General features: G+C 58.8%; 15 protein-coding genes. 1 reads left to right on the top strand and 14 read right to left on the bottom strand.

The window, feature by feature from the left end; translation table 11 throughout:
* Positions 1-84: 84 nt before the first annotated feature.
* From NH234_RS15805 to tssI, 3 genes are read right to left on the bottom strand one after another with little or no spacing between them, the layout of a single operon-like run.
* Entirely contained in the window at positions 85-618 is a 534-nt protein-coding gene (locus NH234_RS15805) for a hypothetical protein (RefSeq protein ID WP_367253324.1), read from the bottom strand.
* Positions 615-1,178, bottom strand: coding sequence for a transglycosylase SLT domain-containing protein (locus NH234_RS15800; protein ID WP_367253323.1), 564 nt, complete (start codon positions 1,176-1,178; stop codon positions 615-617). The genes NH234_RS15805 and NH234_RS15800 overlap by 4 nt, the downstream gene beginning before the upstream one ends.
* Before the next feature lies 1 nt (position 1,179).
* Positions 1,180-3,375, bottom strand: coding sequence for a type VI secretion system tip protein TssI/VgrG (gene tssI, locus NH234_RS15795; RefSeq protein ID WP_367253322.1), 2,196 nt, complete (start codon positions 3,373-3,375; stop codon positions 1,180-1,182).
* Positions 3,376-3,644: 269 nt separating this feature from the next.
* Here tssI and NH234_RS15790 point away from each other — a divergent pair, with 269 nt between their 5' ends.
* Positions 3,645-4,946 carry an OprD family porin gene (locus NH234_RS15790; protein ID WP_367253321.1) on the top strand — a complete coding sequence of 434 codons (1,302 nt, stop codon included), beginning with the start codon at positions 3,645-3,647 and terminating at the stop codon, positions 4,944-4,946.
* A gap of 70 nt (positions 4,947-5,016) precedes the next feature.
* On the opposite strand, the gene NH234_RS15785 is transcribed toward NH234_RS15790, so the two are convergent.
* The 11 genes from NH234_RS15785 to NH234_RS15735 all read right to left on the bottom strand — a co-directional run bounded on the left by NH234_RS15785 (position 5,017) and on the right by NH234_RS15735 (position 17,416).
* The gene (locus tag NH234_RS15785; protein ID WP_367253320.1) at positions 5,017-5,637 is read right to left on the bottom strand and encodes a hypothetical protein; all 621 of its coding nucleotides are present in this window, start codon (positions 5,635-5,637) and stop codon (positions 5,017-5,019) included.
* Between the two features lie 44 nt (positions 5,638-5,681).
* On the bottom strand, positions 5,682-6,620 hold the full coding sequence (locus tag NH234_RS15780; protein WP_367253319.1) for a carbohydrate kinase: 939 nt from the start codon (positions 6,618-6,620) through the stop codon (positions 5,682-5,684).
* Positions 6,621-6,633: 13 nt separating this feature from the next.
* A complete protein-coding gene (gene xylB / locus NH234_RS15775) occupies positions 6,634-8,130 on the bottom strand; it encodes a xylulokinase (RefSeq protein ID WP_085731045.1) in 1,497 nt (498 codons plus the stop codon).
* Between the two features lie 14 nt (positions 8,131-8,144).
* Positions 8,145-9,617 (bottom strand): mannitol dehydrogenase family protein, encoded by a 1,473-nt coding sequence (locus NH234_RS15770; RefSeq protein WP_367253318.1) that lies wholly within the window; start codon positions 9,615-9,617, stop codon positions 8,145-8,147.
* 16 nt (positions 9,618-9,633) lie between these two features.
* Complete coding sequence (locus NH234_RS15765) at positions 9,634-10,737, bottom strand: ABC transporter ATP-binding protein (protein WP_367253317.1); 1,104 nt, start codon at positions 10,735-10,737, stop codon at positions 9,634-9,636.
* Between the two features lie 23 nt (positions 10,738-10,760).
* Positions 10,761-11,591, bottom strand: coding sequence for a carbohydrate ABC transporter permease (locus NH234_RS15760; protein ID WP_085709773.1), 831 nt, complete (start codon positions 11,589-11,591; stop codon positions 10,761-10,763).
* Between the two features lie 8 nt (positions 11,592-11,599).
* On the bottom strand, positions 11,600-12,526 hold the full coding sequence (locus NH234_RS15755; protein ID WP_367253316.1) for a carbohydrate ABC transporter permease: 927 nt from the start codon (positions 12,524-12,526) through the stop codon (positions 11,600-11,602).
* A 93-nt stretch (positions 12,527-12,619) separates the two neighbouring features.
* On the bottom strand, positions 12,620-13,930 hold the full coding sequence (locus tag NH234_RS15750) for a sugar ABC transporter substrate-binding protein (protein WP_085709775.1): 1,311 nt from the start codon (positions 13,928-13,930) through the stop codon (positions 12,620-12,622).
* Between the two features lie 227 nt (positions 13,931-14,157).
* Entirely contained in the window at positions 14,158-15,063 is a 906-nt protein-coding gene (locus tag NH234_RS15745; RefSeq protein WP_085731040.1) for an AraC family transcriptional regulator, read from the bottom strand.
* A gap of 600 nt (positions 15,064-15,663) precedes the next feature.
* Positions 15,664-16,953 carry a glycosyltransferase gene (locus tag NH234_RS15740; RefSeq protein WP_367253315.1) on the bottom strand — a complete coding sequence of 430 codons (1,290 nt, stop codon included), beginning with the start codon at positions 16,951-16,953 and terminating at the stop codon, positions 15,664-15,666.
* Positions 16,954-17,050: 97 nt separating this feature from the next.
* Positions 17,051-17,416 carry a response regulator gene (locus tag NH234_RS15735; RefSeq protein WP_085731038.1) on the bottom strand — a complete coding sequence of 122 codons (366 nt, stop codon included), beginning with the start codon at positions 17,414-17,416 and terminating at the stop codon, positions 17,051-17,053.
* Between the last annotated feature and the right edge of the window lie 146 nt (positions 17,417-17,562).

The following is a 17,562-nucleotide window of genomic DNA, read 5'->3' as shown; positions in this document are numbered from 1 at the left end:
CCGCAAATGCCCGTCAGGGGCGTAGGGTTTTCCCCTAGAACGGGCGGTTCCGCCAATGGATACGAGGCTTTTGCGACTGCCCGGTCATTTCAGCTCGATGACTTCAAAGCCCTTTTTGTCGGGCGTCGCGTTCATCCCTTCGGGTTCTTCCGGCTGGCCCTTTGGGCTGATGTAGTTGTAGACGATGAATTTTTCAGGGATCTCATAACCATCGTTGGGGATGACCAGGCGCATCTGCTGCGCATTCAGGTACAGAAAAACCGGGAGGGCTTTTTCGGCAAAGTCGATTCGCTCCAGGACTTTGCTGCCCGGATGCCTGCGAATAAAGGCACCTTTCAAATACGGAGAGCCATAGTTCATGGCGTAGATCAGCCCGGAACCCGTGCATTTGGCCATGGCGACTTCACCAACAAAGTCTGAATCGGGCATGTCGGTGAAAGCCGTTTCGGTGTGGTTATCGATTTTGACGGAAAGTCTTTGCCCGTCCTCGCTGGAGGTGGACAGCAGAGAGGCCACCGAGCCGTCCGAAAGGGGGCAGTCCAGAAGGGCTTTTGGAGCGTCTGCAAAAGCGGGATCACAGGCAAGTGCGAGGAGGAAAGGGAACCACAGTTTTTTCATTTCAATGTATCCCTGAGCACTTCCATAGAGTTGGGGCTGGCGTCCAGCTTTCTGGCGCACTCACTGATTTTGCGGTAATAAACCCCGTTCGATTTACCGCGGTACTTTTTGTATGCCTCCTCGGTGGAACTCGAAATGTCCAGCCAATATTGCATGTACTCGGTACCGATTCTGATGTTCTGGGCTTCGTCCCAGATAAGGGGAGACGCGTAAAAAGCCGCTCCGGCACTGAATGCCTCGTCCGTCTGGGCCTGGTTGGGCATACGACCCAGTTCCTTTTTCTTACGGTATTTATAGACTTGCTTGACTGCAGGCTCCTGCATTTGCATGAGTCCCCTGGCTGCGTGCTTCCCTCGACCGGCTTCAGGATCGAAACGCGATTCCATGTAGATCTGGCAAATTACGGTGTTGGTATCAATCGTGGATTGGTTATTGGCTTCAACCAGTTTGCGGATTTCTTTCAAGCGTTTACTGTCATCCACGGCAACTTTTGCTGAGGCCGTGTCCGCTTTCGGCGTGAGTGGTTTCTGAGTGGTGGTCAGTGGTTTTTTTCCAGCCATTTCAATCGTCCCATCCCGGGTTGATCGGTGGAATGTCATCAAAGACTTCAATTACTGCCATTTCCGCTTCAGTGCTCGAAATCTTTGCGGTCTTGCCTTCTTCATTGGTGCGACCGACGATGCTTTTGCCGGAGGTGGTCCTGATAACGTAGGGAAAGTTCTTGAGCGGTAGCCCGGTGTCCTGACTGGTGACAAGAAAGTCCAAGTCATGTTCGGATTTCTCGGGGACAATCTTGCGCTCCAGCAATTGCCCGACACTCCCTACGGCGGCTGCGGCTGGAATCAGGGGAGGCAGAATCGCGATCCCGGTGCCGGCACCCGGCGCACCCCCGGTATTGGCCTTCACCTCCGCACCACTGATGGTCACACCTCCTGCATCCACCTTGACGAAACTCCCCCCGGCCTTGGCCGTCAGTTCCATTCCGCCTTCGATCACGACTTTTTCGCCAGCGTGGTAATGAATCTCCGTGCCTGCCTCGACAAACTGCCCGGTGCCGACCTTCACATGCTGCGTCACGCCCACGGTCAGGTGATCGTTGGCGCGCATTTCGCTCTTGCGATCCAGATGAGTGATGCGGTGTTCCTCGACCTTGAACTCACTTAAAACATTGGCTTCGACCGTGTCATGCCGTTCGTTGCCGACGCGGATCTTCTGGTCGTGCTCGATGTTTTCGTCCCAGTCGCGCTGGGCGTGGATGTAGATCTGCTCCACGCCTTTTTTGTCTTCGATGCGGAACTCGTTGTAGCCCTTGCCGCCCGGGGAACTCAGGGTCTTGAAGGTGCTGCGGGTCTTGTTCGCCGGCAGGTCGTAGGGGACGACGTTTTCCTTGTGGTACAGGCAGCCGGTGACCAGCGGCTGGTCGGGGTCGCCTTCAAGGAAGGTCACCAGCACTTCCATGCCGATACGCGGGATGGCGATGCCGCCGTAGGCTGCGCCGGCCCAACCGCTGGCGACGCGCAGCCAGCAGGTGGTCTTGTCGTCGGCCTGGCCGTCGCGGTCCCAATGGAATTGCACTTTCACGCGGCCGTACTGATCGCAGTGAATTTCTTCGCCGGCGGGGCCGGTGACGATGGCGGTCTGGCTGCCGAGGACTTTCGGTTTCGGGTGTTCGAGGGCAGGGCGGTAGTGGGCGTCCCACGGGGTGGCCACGAAGCTGTTACGGTAGCCCTGGTGGAAATCGCTCTTGCTGTCGGTGACGTCGCTGGTGACGTTTTCGCCCAGCACTTGTGGTTGCTTGCCTTCGTGGAAGATCTCCAGCAGCAGCCACAGGTCGTTCCATTCGGCGCGCGGGTGTTCGGCCAGGGTCAGGAAATGGCCGCTGGTCAGGGTCGGTTCGTCACCTTTGCCTTCAGCGAGTTTGTAGTCGCTGCGATGACGCTCCAGTGCCCGGGTCGAAAGGAACTTGCCGCGCTCGCGGGTGGTGAAACGGCCGGGATAGTCGTAGTCCTCCAGGTCCGGCATGAACGCGGATTTGGCCGCGCCTTCAGGCAGGATCTTCGGTTTCTCGAAATCGTAATCGCGGCGGCTGACGCGGCTGGTGCGGGTTTCCAGGCGCAGGTTGAAGCGCTTGATCACCGGTTTGTCGGCGGTCATGCCGGAGTCTTGCTGGTAGTTGACCGGTTTCAGTTTGCGGAACACGGTCTGGTCATCGCCGAACACCAGTTTGTGGCCGCTGCTGCTGTGCTGGAAGTGGAAGTGAATGCCTTCCTCTTCGCACAGGCGCTGGATGAAATGCAGGTCCGACTCGTCGTACTGCACGCAGTAGTCGCGTTCCGGGTACTCGGCGCTGAGCTGGAAGCTGTAGGCGTCGGCCAGAATGCCGCGCTCTTCCAGGACCTGGGCAATGATCTTCGGCACCGTCAGTTGCTGGAAGATCTGCTGGTCATGGTTGTGCCGCAGGTAGGCCAGCTGTGGCACCAGGCTGAGGCTGTAGCGGGTCAGGGTCTTGCCGGAATCGCCTTGCTCGATGCGATACACCAGGCCATGAATCTTGCCCTCGCCGGTGGCGCCGAAGGTCAGGCAGCCGGGCTTGTGCAGGAGTTCTTCGAGGTTGAGGTCGGGACGGGCGCTGACCAGTTCGAGGTCGAAACGGAACGGTTCGTTGAGGGCTTCGCGACCGGTGAAGCTGAGGACTTGCAGATCGGCGGAGGCGCCTTCAATGGAGAAGCTGATGTGAATGGCATTAGCGTCCAGCATGCTTTGAATTCCATCCGTGAATAAGCAAGATGCAAATGTAGCGGGATTCGCCAAAAACGCACAATCGAAAAATCCTGTAGACCGCATGCGAGGCTGAACAATCAGTCAGCTTCAGACTAAAGTCGCCTGTAGCACGTCAAAGCCATCTGCCATCATGGGCGCTCACCCCCGCGTGTTCACTGCCTCCTGGTTCTTTTATCGACCTGGGACGGGAGCTATTTCTGGTTTGTTTGCGCCCCCGCGCAATCGTTGTTCTGTTGGAGTTTTCAATGCGTCCCCCATTTCCCCTCATCACCCCGCGCCAGTCGTTTGGCTTCGGAGCCTTGGTGCTGTGCGCCGGTTTTACCGCGCAGGTTCAGGCCAGCGGTTTTTTCGAAGACACCACGGCGAAGATCGAATCGCGCACGGTGTACTTCAACCGTGATTTCCGTGATGGGCACACCTCCAATGATCAGGGCGCGTCCAAGCGCGAAGAGTCGGCGCAGGGCTTCATTCTCAATCTGCAATCGGGTTATACCGAAGGCACCGTCGGTTTCGGCATCGATGCGCTGGGCATGGCGGGTTTCCAGCTCGATTCGAGCCCCGACCGCAGCAACAGCGGCCTGCTGCCGTCCAGTGGCGACAACCCGCGCGGTTCGAAAGGCCAGTACGCGAAGATGGGTCTGACCGCCAAGGTGAAAGTCTCGGATACGGTGCTGAAATATGGCGCGCTGCTGCCGGATCTACCACTGCTCAAGTACAACGACGGCCGTCTGCTGCCGACCATGTTCAACGGCGCGATGCTGACTTCAAAGGAAGTGAAGGACCTGACTTTCATGGCTGCACGCCTGGACAAGTACACCGCCCGGGACTCGACCGATTCGCAAGACATTCGCGTGCACTGCAAGAACAAGCGCTATGCCTGCAACGTCACCGCCGATCACTTCGACATGTACGGCTTCGACTACAAGATCAATGATCGCCTGACCGCGCAGTATCACTACGCCGAGCTGGAAGACATCTATCGCCAGCACTTCGTCGGTCTGTTGGCCAACCAGCCACTGGGTGACGGCGTATTGAAAGCCGATCTGCGTTTGCTGAAAAGCGCCGACAGTGGCGATGCAAAAGCCGGCTCCATCGACAACCGCGCCTTGAGCGGCATGCTGTCCTATGGCATCAGCGGCCACACCTTCAGCGCCGGCTGGCAGCGCATGAACGGCGACAATTCGATGCCATACCTCGATGGCAGTAACCCGTACCTGGTGAATTACGTGCAGGTCAACGACTTCGCCGCCGCGCAGGAACGTTCCTGGCAGTTGCGTTACGACTATGACTTCAAGGCGATCGGCATCAACGGCCTGAGCTTCCTGACCCGTTACGTGAACGGCGATCACATCAAGGTGCCGGGCAGCGATCAGGAAGGCAAAGAGTGGGAACGCGACAGCGAACTGAAGTACGTGGTCCAGAGCGGCACGTTCAAGGATGTCAGCCTGCGCTTGCGTAATGCGACCTACCGCACCAACTACGAGAAGTTTGCCCGGGATGTGGATGAGACCCGGTTGATTGTGAGTTACAACTTTTCGGTGTTGTAAATCCGTTCAGGTCATCGGTCGAAAAAAAACCATCGCGAGTTAACTCGTGATGGTTTTTTTTGATCTGCGATCAGAGCCAATGCCAGAACCGACTCCAGAACCCGCGATTCAAATCATCCTTGCACGCTGCGTATTGCTGGCCGTACATGTCCGAGCGGTTCTGCACCTTGCGCGCCACCGGCGGCAGCCACGCCTTGCTGGCGTAGGTCTTCTGCCGGAAACCGCCCCAGCCTTCGTGGTAGTTGAGGTACTGGTTGTAGGCGTCGTACTTGTATACGCCGTTGATCGACGTGGTCTTGTCCATGTACCAGCCCACAAAGTCGATGGCGTCATCGAAATCTTCACGGTCGGCGCCATGGCGGCCAGTGCTTTTCTGGTAGTCGGCCCAGACTTCATCCTTGGCCTGCGCATAACCCGCTGCGGTCGTGACGCGTCCCCACGGGATCACCCACAACAGGTATTTGCGCGGCGTCTTGGCGTCGTAGCGGTAACCGGACTCCTGATACATGATCGCGAACGGCACCTGGATCGGTACGCCCCAGCGCTTTTGCGTGACTTGCGCCGCGTCGTACCAATCACTCTTTTCCCGGAAAATCTCGCAGAGGTTTTCCGGCGAACGCGGCGGCGATGTTCCGCAACCGGTCAGCAATGCCGCCAATACCAAAAGTCCAACCGTGCGCCCCGAATTCAAAAGCCGTCATCCCGTCGTGCAAAAAAGGGCGCCAGTCTACGCGGTCAGGTCAACTGGTGGCGATAAGGCAAATCCGGACCTGTCTTGCTGCACGTCAGGGCGGCCGCCTGTACGGCAAACCTGAGCATGGCGTCGATTTGCTCGCGATTCAGATGCTGTACACCCTCCACTGAATCCAGTTCATGTTCGGTCAGCCATGTGATCAAAGCGGCCTGGAGGGTATCGCCGGCGCCGACGGTATCGGCGATCTTCACTGCAGAGGCCGGCACTGACCATGAGCCGTGAGCACGGCTGAACACGGTCGCGCCTTCGCCGCCTCGGGTCAGGAACACCACCTGGCAACGATGCTGCAGCCAGCCTTCGATCACTCGCTGCGGATCCTGCTCGGGATACAACAGGCTCAAATCCTCGTCGCTGACCTTGATCAGATCCGCCAACTGCACCAGCGTGGCAATCCGCTCGCGCCACAACTCGATGTTCGGCTCGGGATTGAGGCGCACGTTCGGGTCGAGGCTGATCAGGCGTTTGCCGCTTTCGCGCTGAATCAACGCAAGTAATGTATCGGCAACCGGTTGCACCACCAGCGAGAAGGAACCGAAGTGCAAACCGCGTACTTCATCATTCAGCGACGGCAGATGCGCCGGACTCAACTGCCGGTCAGCGCAGCCTTCGCCCCGGAAGCTGTAATGCGGCGAGCCGTTCGCGCCCACTGCGACCATGGCCAGCGTGGTCGGCGCGGCGAAATCCACCAGAAAATCCGGGCGGACACCTTCGTCCTGCAGTACTTGTTGCAAGCGCCGGCCGAGGTAGTCGGTGGACAACCCGGCAAACAGCGCCGAGTCCACGCCCAGTCGGCGCAAGCCCACCGCCACGTTGAACGGCGAGCCACCGGCGATTGCCTTGAAATTGACTTTCGACGCCTGCCCGCCGGCATCGTCTTCGCTGAAGAAATCGAACAGCGCTTCGCCACACACCAGGTACATAGTTGTTTGCTCTTTATAAGGTTGCGACATGCAGTCGATAGCGTTCATAGGCCTGCTGGAAGGCTGCGACATTCGCGGCAATCGGCAGGGTTTCACTGTTCAGGTCGAGCTTCACGCAGCGCTGGCACAGGTCGGTCAGGGTGTCTTCGTGGCCGTTCGACCAAGACTTGCACCACGCCGCCTGAATCGCCGCGCCCAGCGCAGCGGCTTCGCTTTGCTCGGTGCAGATCACCGGGGTGTTCATGATGTCGGCGACGATCTGCCGCCACACCGCACTTTTCGAGCCGCCGCCGATCAGGCAAATGCTGCGGCTTTGTAAACCATTCTGGCGCAACAGATCCAGTCCGAATCGCAAGCCGAAGGTGGTGCCCTCGACGGCGGCGCGGCACAGATTGGCCCGGGTCAGGTTATCGATCGTCAGACCATGCAGACTGCCGGTGGCGTGGGGCAGGGGAGGCACGCGCTCGCCGTTGAGGAAGGGCAACATGCTCACACCCTCGGCGCCGATCGGCGCCTGGGCTACCAAGGCGTTGAAAGCGTCGAGATCGAGGTCGAACAACTCGCGGATCGCGCCCGTGGCGTTGGTCAGGTTCATGGTGCAGATCAACGGCAGCCAGCCGCCGCTGGACGAGCAGAAGGTCGCCACTGAAGCGTCCGGGCTGACCTTCGGCACCTCAGCGTAGGCGTACACCGTGCCTGAAGAACCGAGGCTCATGGTGATCGCGCCGGGTTGAATATTGCCGGTGCCGATGGCGCCCATCATGTTGTCGCCGCCGCCGCTGGATACCTGCGCGTTAGGGTTGATGCCGAGCTGTTCAGCAATCGCCGGCAGTATCGTGCCGACCGCTTGATGGGCGTCGATCAACTCCGGCAGCGCCGCTTGCAGACGGCCGCTGGCGTCGATGTCGCGCAGCAACTGCAAGTCCCATTGGCGGGTGCGCACGTTGAAATAACCTGTGCCGGATGCGTCGCCGTATTCGCTGCAGCTACGGCCGGTGAGCCAGAAATTCAGGTAGTCGTGGGGCAGCAGGATTTTCGCGATCCGTGAGAAGACGGCGGGATGCTGTTCCTTGGTCCACAACAGCTTGGACACGGTGTAGCCCGGCGCGATAACCACCCCGAGGCGTTCCAGCGAGCCTTTTTCACCACCCAGGTAAGTCAGCAGACGGTCATTCTCTGCCGTGGTTTCGGTGTCGCACCAGAGCTTGGCCGGGCGCAGGACCTGGCCTTGGTCATCGAGCAGTACCAGACCGTGTTGCTGGCCGGAAACACCGATGCCGAGGATTGACTGGCCGTCGACATTTGCCGCCAGCAATGCACGCCGGGTGGCAAGGGCGAAGGCCTCCAGCCATTGTGCGGTGTCCTGTTCGCGACGGCCGTTGGCGCCGCTGATCATCGTGTGGGCCGCGGCGCCCTGGCCTAGGACCTGACCGCTGGTGGCGTCGAGGATGATGGCTTTGGTGCCTTGGGTGCCGCAGTCGATGCCGAGGAAGAGTTGTTGGGTTGTCATGAGTACCTCTGCCGTCAGGACAGAATTCGTTCCAGCGTCCGCGTTACTCCCTCTTCCCGCAAGCTTTTCAGGCACCACTCAAACGCCGCCACAAACTCCGTCGAACGCGGTATTGCCATCCCGAAAATCTCCTCAACTCCCAACAACCGCTCAGTGATCAGTGCATCATCCGCCACCAGCGCCTGACAAAACGCCGCCCGGGGATCCGGAATCGAGTAAGTGTCGCCATTCTCGTCCACGCCTTTGAGGTACAGCGCCCAGGCAGCGACGACCAGCGCTGCGCGTTTGGTTTCCTGACCATCGGCAATCAGGCGATTGATGGTTGGAACGGTGAACTTGGGAAACTTCGACGAACCGTCCGAACATACCCGCTCCAGTTGATCGGCGATCGCCTGATTGGAGAACCGCGCCACCAGCGTATTCTTGTATTCGGTCAGGTCGATGCCCGGCACCGGCGCCAGTTGCGGGGTCACGTCCAGGTCCATGTAGGCGCGCATGTAGCGCACGAACAGCGGGTCGTTCATGGTGTCGTGAACGAAGCGGTAACCCTTCAAGAAACCCAGATAAGTCAGGGCGAGATGGCTGCCGTTGAGCAGTTTGATCTTCATCTCTTCGTAGGGCGAAACATCGTCGGTGAATTGCACGCCGACCTTTTCCCAGGCCGGGCGGCCGTTGACGAATTTGTCTTCCAGCACCCATTGCACGAAGGGTTCGCAGACCACCGGCCAGGCATCGTCGACGGCATGTTTGTCCGCCAGTTGCAGGCGATGCGCGGTGCTGGTCATCGGCGTGATGCGGTCGACCATGGCATTGGGGAAACTGACGTTGGCGTCGATCCAGTCGCGCAAGTCCGGATCCAGCAGCGCAGTGAAGGCCAGAAGAGCCTTGCGGGTGACGGCGCCGTTGTGTGGCAGGTTATCGCAGGACATCACGGTAAACGCCGGAATGCCCGCCGCACGCCGCCGGGCAAGCGCCGCGCAGAGAAAACCGAACACGGTTTGCGGCTGCTGCGGGTAAGTCAGGTCGTGCTGAATCTGTGGCAGGTGCGCCATGAACTCGCCGTTGCTGTCATCGATGCAATAGCCGCCTTCGGTGATGGTCAGCGAGACGATACGGATCTGCGGATCGGCGAGTTTGTCGATCAGCACCTGGGCGCTGTCGCTGGCCAACAGCATGTCGCGGATCGCCCCGATGACTCGGACTTCGGTGTCGTCGCTGTCACCCAATTCGAACAGGGTGAACAGATAATCCTGTTCTCTGAGGTCGTCACGGGCGCGGCGGTCTTCGGCACGCAGGCCGACACCGCAAATGGCCCAGTCCAGCGCTTCGCCGGTGTTCATCAGCGCATCGGTATAATACGCCTGATGCGCGCGGTGGAAACCGCCAACACCAATGTGGGCGATGCCTTGGCGGGTGTCGCTCAAGCTGTAGGCCGGCAGTTTCACTTCGGCGGCGAGGCGGTTGAGGTTTTGCTTGTTCAGTTTCATCGGATCAGTCTCGAAATCAGGCGGCAGCGCGCAACGGGCGGGTCAGCGCCACGCCGTCGGCATCGAACAAATGGCAGTGGGCGGCGTCCAGGTGCAGGTTCAGTTGTTCGCCGTAACGGCTCGCCAGATCACCGCGCACGCGCATGGTCAGGGCTTCGCCGGCGTTGGTCTTGACGTGGCAGAAGGTGTCGCTGCCCAGCCGTTCGCTGACGTCGGCAGTGACTTGCAAGGTGCAGTCGCCCGGTTGCGCGAGTTCCAGATGTTCCGGACGAATGCCCAGGGTCACGGCGCTGCCGACGCTCAGGTTCGATGCGTTGAATGGCAGGGTGATGCGAGTGCCGGCGTCCAGCGAAACTTCGCAGCTCGCGCCATCGATCCGCGCGATCTGGCCTTTGAGGAAGCCCATTTTCGGCGTGCCGAGGAAGCCGGCGACGAACAGGTTGGCGGGGGTGTGATACAGCTCCAGCGGCGAGCCGACCTGCTCGATTTTGCCGCCATTGAGTACCACCACCTTGTCGGCCATGGTCATGGCTTCGACCTGATCGTGGGTCACGTAGATCATGGTCGCTTTGAGGTCCTTGTGCAGGCGCAGCAGCTCAAGGCGCATTTGCACCCGCAGGGCGGCGTCGAGGTTGGACAGCGGTTCGTCGAACAGGAAGATTTTCGGGTTGCGCACGATCGCGCGACCGATGGCCACACGCTGACGCTGGCCGCCGGACAGTTGTTTGGGCTTGCGTTCCAGCATCGGCCCGAGTTCGAGAATGCGCGCCGCTTCGCCGACTTTCTTCTCGACTTCGGCTTTCGGTACGCCGGCCAGATCGAGGGCGAATGACATGTTCTTTTTCACGGTCATGTGCGGATACAACGCATAGGTCTGGAACACCATCGCCAGATCTCGCTTGGCCGGGCTGACTTCGGTGATGTCGCGCCCATCTAGTTCGATCGTGCCGCCACTGACTTCTTCGAGGCCGGCGATCAATCGCAGCAGGGTGGATTTGCCGCAGCCCGACGGGCCGACAAATACCACGAATTCCTTGTCGTTCACCTCAAGGTCGATGCCCTTGATGATGGAAAAACCTTCGAAGCCTTTTTGCAGATTCTTGATTTTCAGGTTGGCCATGGTGGCGCTCCTCTTGCGAATTCTTATTTGACGGCGCCGAACGACAGGCCGCGCACCAGTTGTTTCTGGCTGATCCAGCCGAAGATCAGGATCGGCGCGCAGGCCAGGGTCGAGACGGCCGACAACTTGGCCCAGAACAATCCTTCGGGGCTTGAGTAGGAAGCGATCAGCGCGGTCAGCGGCGCGGCTTTGGACGAGGTCAGGTTCAGCGACCAGAACGCCTCGTTCCAGCACAGGATCAGCGACAGCAGCACGGTCGACGCGAGGCCGCCCTTGGCGATCGGCAGCAGCACGCGGAGCATTTCCTGGGCGAGGGTGGCGCCGTCGAGGCGGGCGGCTTCGAGGATGTCTTTGGGAATGTCCTTGAAGTAGGTGTAAACCATCCAGACCACGATCGGCAGGTTGATCAGCGTGTAGATCACGATCAGCGCGATGCGCGTGTCCAGCAGGCCAAAACTCTTGGCCAGCAGGTAGATCGGCATCAGCACGCCCACCGGTGGCAGCATTTTGGTGGAGAGCATCCACAGCAGCGTGCCTTTGGTGCGCTGGGTTTCGTAGAACGCCATCGAGTAGGCTGCCGGCACCGCGATCAGCAGGCAAAGGGCCGTGGCGCTGAAGGAAATCACTACCGAGTTCCAGGCGAAGCTGAAGTAATCGCTGCGCTCGTTGATGTGCAGGTAGTTCTCCAGCGTCGGCGTGAAGAACAACTGCGGCGGTGTGGCGAAGGCGTCGATTTCGGTCTTGAAACTGGTCAGTACCATCCAGAAGATCGGGAAGAAAATGATGATCGCGATGGCCCAGGCCAGCGTGCCGAGCAGCAGGCTTTGCAGCCGGCGGGATTGTTGAAGAGTCATGGCAGGCCTCAGGCTTTGTCAGTCAGGTTTTTGCCGATCATCCGCACCAGAATGATCGCGGCGATGTTGGCGATGACCACGGCGATCAGGCCGCCGGCCGAGGCCATGCCGACGTCGAACTGCACCAGCGCCTGGTTGTAGATCAGGTAGGCGAGGTTGGTCGACGCGTAGCCGGGGCCGCCGTTGGTGGTGGTGAAGATTTCGGCGAACACGGACAGCAGGAAGATGGTTTCAATCATCACCACCACGGCAATCGGCCGCGCCAGATGCGGCAGGGTCAGGTGCCAGAAGATCGCGACGGGGCCTGCGCCGTCGAGGCGGGCAGCTTCTTTCTGTTCCTGGTCGAGAGACTGCATGGCGGTCATCAGGATCAGGATCGCGAAGGGCAGCCATTGCCACGACACAATGATGATGATCGATAGCAGCGGGTAGTGTGCCAGCCAGTCCACCGGTTGCGCGCCGAACAGCTTCCAGATGTAGGCGAGGATGCCGGAGACCGGGTGGAAGATCAGGTTCTTCCAGATCAGCGCACCGACCGTGGGCATGATGAAGAACGGTGAAATCAGCATCACCCGCACGATGCCGCGACCGAAGAACTCGCTGGCCTCCAGCAACGCACTGATCAACACGCCGAACACCACGCTGATCAGCAGCACGCTGCCCACCAGCAACAAGGTGTTGGTGGTGCCGGGCAGGAAGCCCGAATCGGTCAGAAAGTAGGTGAAGTTATCCAGCCCGACGAATTCGTTTATGCCCGGGTCGAGCAGGTTGTAGCGGATCGTCGAGAAATAGACGGTCATGCCCAGTGGCACGATCATCCACAGCAGCAACAGGGCCACCGAAGGGCTGACCAGAAACCAGCCGGGATTGGCCACACGGTTTTTGCGCCGGGGTTGCGACAGGTCGATGTGGGCTTTGGCAGTTGAAGTATTCATGGGGATCACAACCGAGTCATACAGGCCTAAGGAGATACCGTGCTGGAGCGAGCAATCTCGCTCCGGCAGGAGGCAGGAGAGGCTTTCGCAGGGTTACTTCGGATAACCCGCGCGCTTCATCTCGCGTTCGGTGGTTTGCTGCGCGGCGGCCAGGGCCTGGTCGACCGTGGTCTGGCCGATCAGCGCCGCCGAGAACAGTTTGCCAACCTGGGTGCCGATGCCCTGGAACTCGGGAATGGTCACCAGTTGAATGCCGATGTAAGGCACGGGCTTGAGGGTCGGTTTGCTCGGGTCGGCCGCTTTCAGAGATTCCAGTGTCACCTTGGCAAACGGCGCTGCGCTCATGTAAGCCTCGCTGTAGGTCGAGGCGCGAGTGCCTGGCGGTACGTTGGCGATGCCGTCAGTCTTGGCGACCAGTTCGCCGTACTCCTTGGAGGTGGCCCAGGCACTGAATTCCTTGGCGGCGTCCTTGGCCTTGGAGCTGGTCGGAATCGCCAGCGCCCACGAGTACAGCCACGCTGAACCCTTGTCGGTGACTTGATGCGGCGCGTAGGTGAAGCCGACGTGATCGGCGACCTTGCTCTGGGTCTTGTCGGTGACGAACGAGCCCGCAACGCTGGCATCGACCCAGATCGCGCATTTACCGCTGTTGAACAGCGCGAGATTTTCGTTGAAACCGTTGCTCGATGCGCCGGGCGGGCCGGATTTCTTCATGGTGTCGACGTAGAAGTTCAGCGCGTTCTTCCATTCCGGGCCACTGAATTCGGGTTTCCACTGCTCATCGAACCAGCGCGCACCGTAGGCGTTGGCCACGGTGGTGATCAGCGCCATGTTTTCGCCCCAGCCGGCCTTGCCGCGCAGGCAGATGCCGTACTGTTCCTTGTCCTTGTTGGTGAGCTTTTCGGCGAAGCCGGCGATCTGCTCCCAGGTCGGGCGCTCCGGCATGGTCAGGCCGGCGTCCTTGAACAGGTCGGTGCGGTAATAGGTGATCGAGCTTTCGGCGTAGAACGGCAAGGCGTACAGCGAACCCTTGACCGACAGGCCTTCACGTACCGACGGGAACACATCGTCGAGGGCGTAGCTGGCCGGCAGATCCTTCATTGGCTCCAGCCAGCCCTTGGCACCCCAGAGTGCGGCTTCGTACATGCCGATAGTCAGCACGTCGAACTGACCGCCCTGGGTGGCGATGTCGGTGGTCAGGCGCTGACGCAGGACGTTTTCTTCCAGCACGACCCAATTCAACTTGATGTCCGGGTGCTCGGTCTCGAAGGTTTTCGAGAGTTTTTGCATGCGGATCATGTCGCTGTTGTTGACGGTGGCGATGGTCAGGGTCTGGGCGCCAAGGCTGACGCTGCTGAGGGTCATGCAGGTGAGGGCAAGCAGAGCTTTTGCAGTGGGTTGCATCGTGCACTCCTTTTCTGCACCCGGCGGGGGACAGAAGGACAGTTATTGTTTTTGTGTCTTCCGGCTGCAGGAAGAATGTGCACTGATTACAGCCTTCAATCGCAGGGCTGACAAATCATCCCTAGCACTTGAATCGATACTTTTTTGCACTCGTGATTGGAGTGATTAACGCAGGTAAGGGGTTTTCAGCAGAGCAGCGTTGATGAAACCGTACAGGTTTTCAGGTGTCAGCCGTGGTTCTGCTCGGTCAGGCGTTGCACCACCAGCCGCCGATAATGCGACGGCGTCATGCCTTTGAGCTGTTGAAAGCGTCGATTGAAATTGGAGATGTTGTTGAAGCCCGATTCGAAACACACCTCGGTCACCGGTTTGTCACCGTCTGCCAGCAGTTCGCAGGATTTGCTGATGCGCAGGCGATTGACGAACTCGATGAAATTGCGCCCGGTGGCCTGTTTGAACACCCGGCTGAAATAGGTGGGTTTCATGCCCAGGTGCTCGGCGACTTCCTCCAGCGGCAGTTCGCGAGCGTAGTGGGCAAAGATGTAATCCACCGCGCGGTTGGTGCGGTCGATGTTGTGTTCGTCGGCCAGTTGCGGTGTGGTTGCGCCGGACAGCAGTTGGTAGTCATCACAGGCCGCCAGCAATTCCATCAGGATGAGAAAGTGCCCGAGACGGGTGATGCCCCTGGTATCGGCGATCTTTTGCATCAGGTTCGTCGCTTGGCGAATGGTGCGCGGGCAGCGGAATTCGATGCCGTATTGCGCACGCTCCAGCAGCGGCGCCAGGGTCTTGAGTTCGGCGAACACCTGATGACCGCTTTCGAACAGCTCATCGGTGAAGTTGACCAGCATGTCGCGCTTCTCGACCACTTCGTCTTCGGCCACCTGGCTGATCCAGTTGTGCGGCAGATTGGGGCCGGTCAGGAACAGGGTCTGTGGGTAGAAGTTGCCGATGTAATCGCCGATGAACACCTTGCCTGAACTGGCGACGATCAGGTGCAGTTCGTATTCCTTGTGGAAATGCCAGCGCACCAGCGGGCAGGGGAAACCGTGCTGGCGATAGATGATGGACAACCCGTTGTGGTCATCCATCAACTCGTAGGAGGGGTCGGTTACGCGGGCGGTTCGGGTCATGGTCGGGCACTTTTTTTGTTATCGCCCGGCGATCATGCCTCTTCGCGCGCGGATTGCGCCAGTTTCCATTACGGCTTAAAGCGTGCGTTGCCGGGCTTTTATCAAGCTGGCAATCCCGCAGAACTCCACCAGATCCGACTCTTCCATGAAGTCGACACTGATGATGTTGCACTTCAGTGCCCAGTCACTTTTATCCTGGCTGCAGCGACCACACGTTGTTGCGTGCTGGCGCGCTTGAGTTCACGAAGGCTCGATGACAAGTTCTGGCGAGGAACAAGTCGATGGCCCAGAAAGTGGATCATCATTTTATTGAAGTAGTCGTAATCGAAGTCGCTCCCGTCAATACTGTGAAAGTCCAGAATAATGAATTCATCCGGATTGCTGTCCAGAAACCTATTGACGTCGTTGATCAGATTTTCCAGAGTTCGGGAATTACGTTTTAGTGCTCATGAGTGCATCCTGCATAAGTTTAAAAAGATGCCGCTCTGTCAAGTGTTCAGGGCGGTGCTTGCAGGATGCCTATAGTGTTTGATGTTCTGGTTGGCTATGTAGGGATCAATTCAAGTTGTTGGGGGTTGTTTTTGAAAGTGTCCAAGTGAATTACTTGTTCTGGTTCTTCGCTTCAATCCACTGCGCCATGTACTGGGTACTTTTGTGCGAGTGGTGGCGCAGCATGCTGCCGATAAAATTTTGGCGTCTTAGTTGAGCAATGTTTTTGCGACACTCCTGCAACTTGTTGATCAACGCCGGTCCATGTATGGCTTGCGGGTAAACGTCGTTGAGCAGTGCTTGTCCCTGAGACTGAGCTGCCTGCCAACGGACCTCGTCGCGATAGAGTTCAACGGCGGCATTGGCCAGGTCCTGCGCCGTGCGGCAGACAGCGCCCGGCCAAGGCTGGTCGGTGTGCATGCCTTCTGCACCAATCGGCGTTGTGACACTCGGCGTGCCGCAGAGCATGGCATCGATCAGTTTGCCTTTGATGCCGGCGCCGAAGCGCAGAGGTGCCAGGCAGATGCGCGCATCGGACATGACCTGCAATGCATCTTCCGCCCAGTTCATGATGTGAAAACCCTGTGCGGCATTGTGCAGTGCTGCTGCCTTGGGCGGCGTGTATGCGCCGTAAATGTGCAATTGTGCTTTTGGCAGTTGTTCGCGGATCAGCGGCCAGACAGTGGCTTTCATCCATAAAACCGCGTCCCAGTTCGGCGCGTGGCGGAAGTTGCCGATACTGAGGAAATGCGCGCGCTCTTCGAAAGGTTTTGCCGGTGCGCTGGGCGATTTGACCATCAACGGGCACCAGTGCAACAACTCGGGCGGCAACTTGAACTGCTGCACCAGCAATTCGATTTCCACCGGCGAGATCATCAGGTTCAGATCGCAGCGAAACAGCGCTGCAATCTCGCGTTTGGCCAAGTCGGTGTCAGCCATCAGCTCGAACTCTTCGGCCAGCGCCGGGGCAAACAACTGATCGAAGTCGTTAGCGTCATCGCTGAGCTTGAGTCGATCCTTCAACCGTTGGTGCCGGGCATGCCGCAGGCTTTGCAAATCCGAAGTTTCCAAAACGCGCAATGCATCGGGGCAGTTCTTTTCCACGCGCCAGCCGAATTGTTCTTCGATCATGAACTGGTCAAACAGCACGATATCCGGTGCCAGTTCACTGACGAATACATCGAAGCTGCTGTTGTTCAATTCGATCGGAACAGTACGGATGCCCAGTTCGGCAAGATCGGCCGGATGTTCGCCAACGCCCGCCGGGCTGGCAAAAGTAATGTCCCAGCCCTGTTGAAGAAACGTCTCGAGAATCTGCATTACATGCCCGCTCGCGGCGGAGGAACGGGGTTCCGGCCAGACGTAACCAATGACGAGGACTTTGGTCGCGGGCTGACTCATGAAAAAGTGTTTCCTGAAGAACGAGAGGGAAGAAGAAAAAAGCGCGCGGATTAGAACATATCCTGAGGTTGAATCCGCGTTGGAAAGGCCGTTTGTGTCAGTTTTGACCTAGAACGCTTTTCACCTTGTCGCGCAGTTGATCGATCGAGAAAGGTTTGCCGATCACATGCATATCCGCCGGCACTTCAATGGTCTCGGCATAACCGCTGGCAAACAGAATCGGCAGTGAAGGGCGGATATTGCGGGCCTCGGTGGCCAATTGACGGCCATCCATGATCGGCAGCCCGACATCGGTCATCATCAGATCGATGTGCTGATTCGCGTCCTTGATGATTGCCAGGGCCTGTTCGCTGCCGTCCGCTTCCAGCACCTTGAAGTCCAGTTCCTCCAGTACGTCGACGATCAGCATGCGCACGATGGTGTCGTCTTCTACTACAAGGATGGTGGACGCGGTGGTGGACATAGTGGCGGCTCTCAAGAATGGGGGATGGGGCGCCGGTCGATCAAAAATGCCGGGCTCTTGCATGAGTAAGTGGCGCATAGCCACAAGTTCCCGAATGGATACAAAAAAGAATAGGCGCAAACGGGCGCGCAAGGATAACCGTAGGC

It is taken from the genome of Pseudomonas sp. stari2 (assembly GCF_040760005.1).
Classification (GTDB): Bacteria; Pseudomonadota; Gammaproteobacteria; order Pseudomonadales; family Pseudomonadaceae; genus Aquipseudomonas.
The sequence above is the reverse complement of the archived record's forward strand: the minus strand, read 5'-3'. Positions and strand labels throughout refer to the sequence as shown.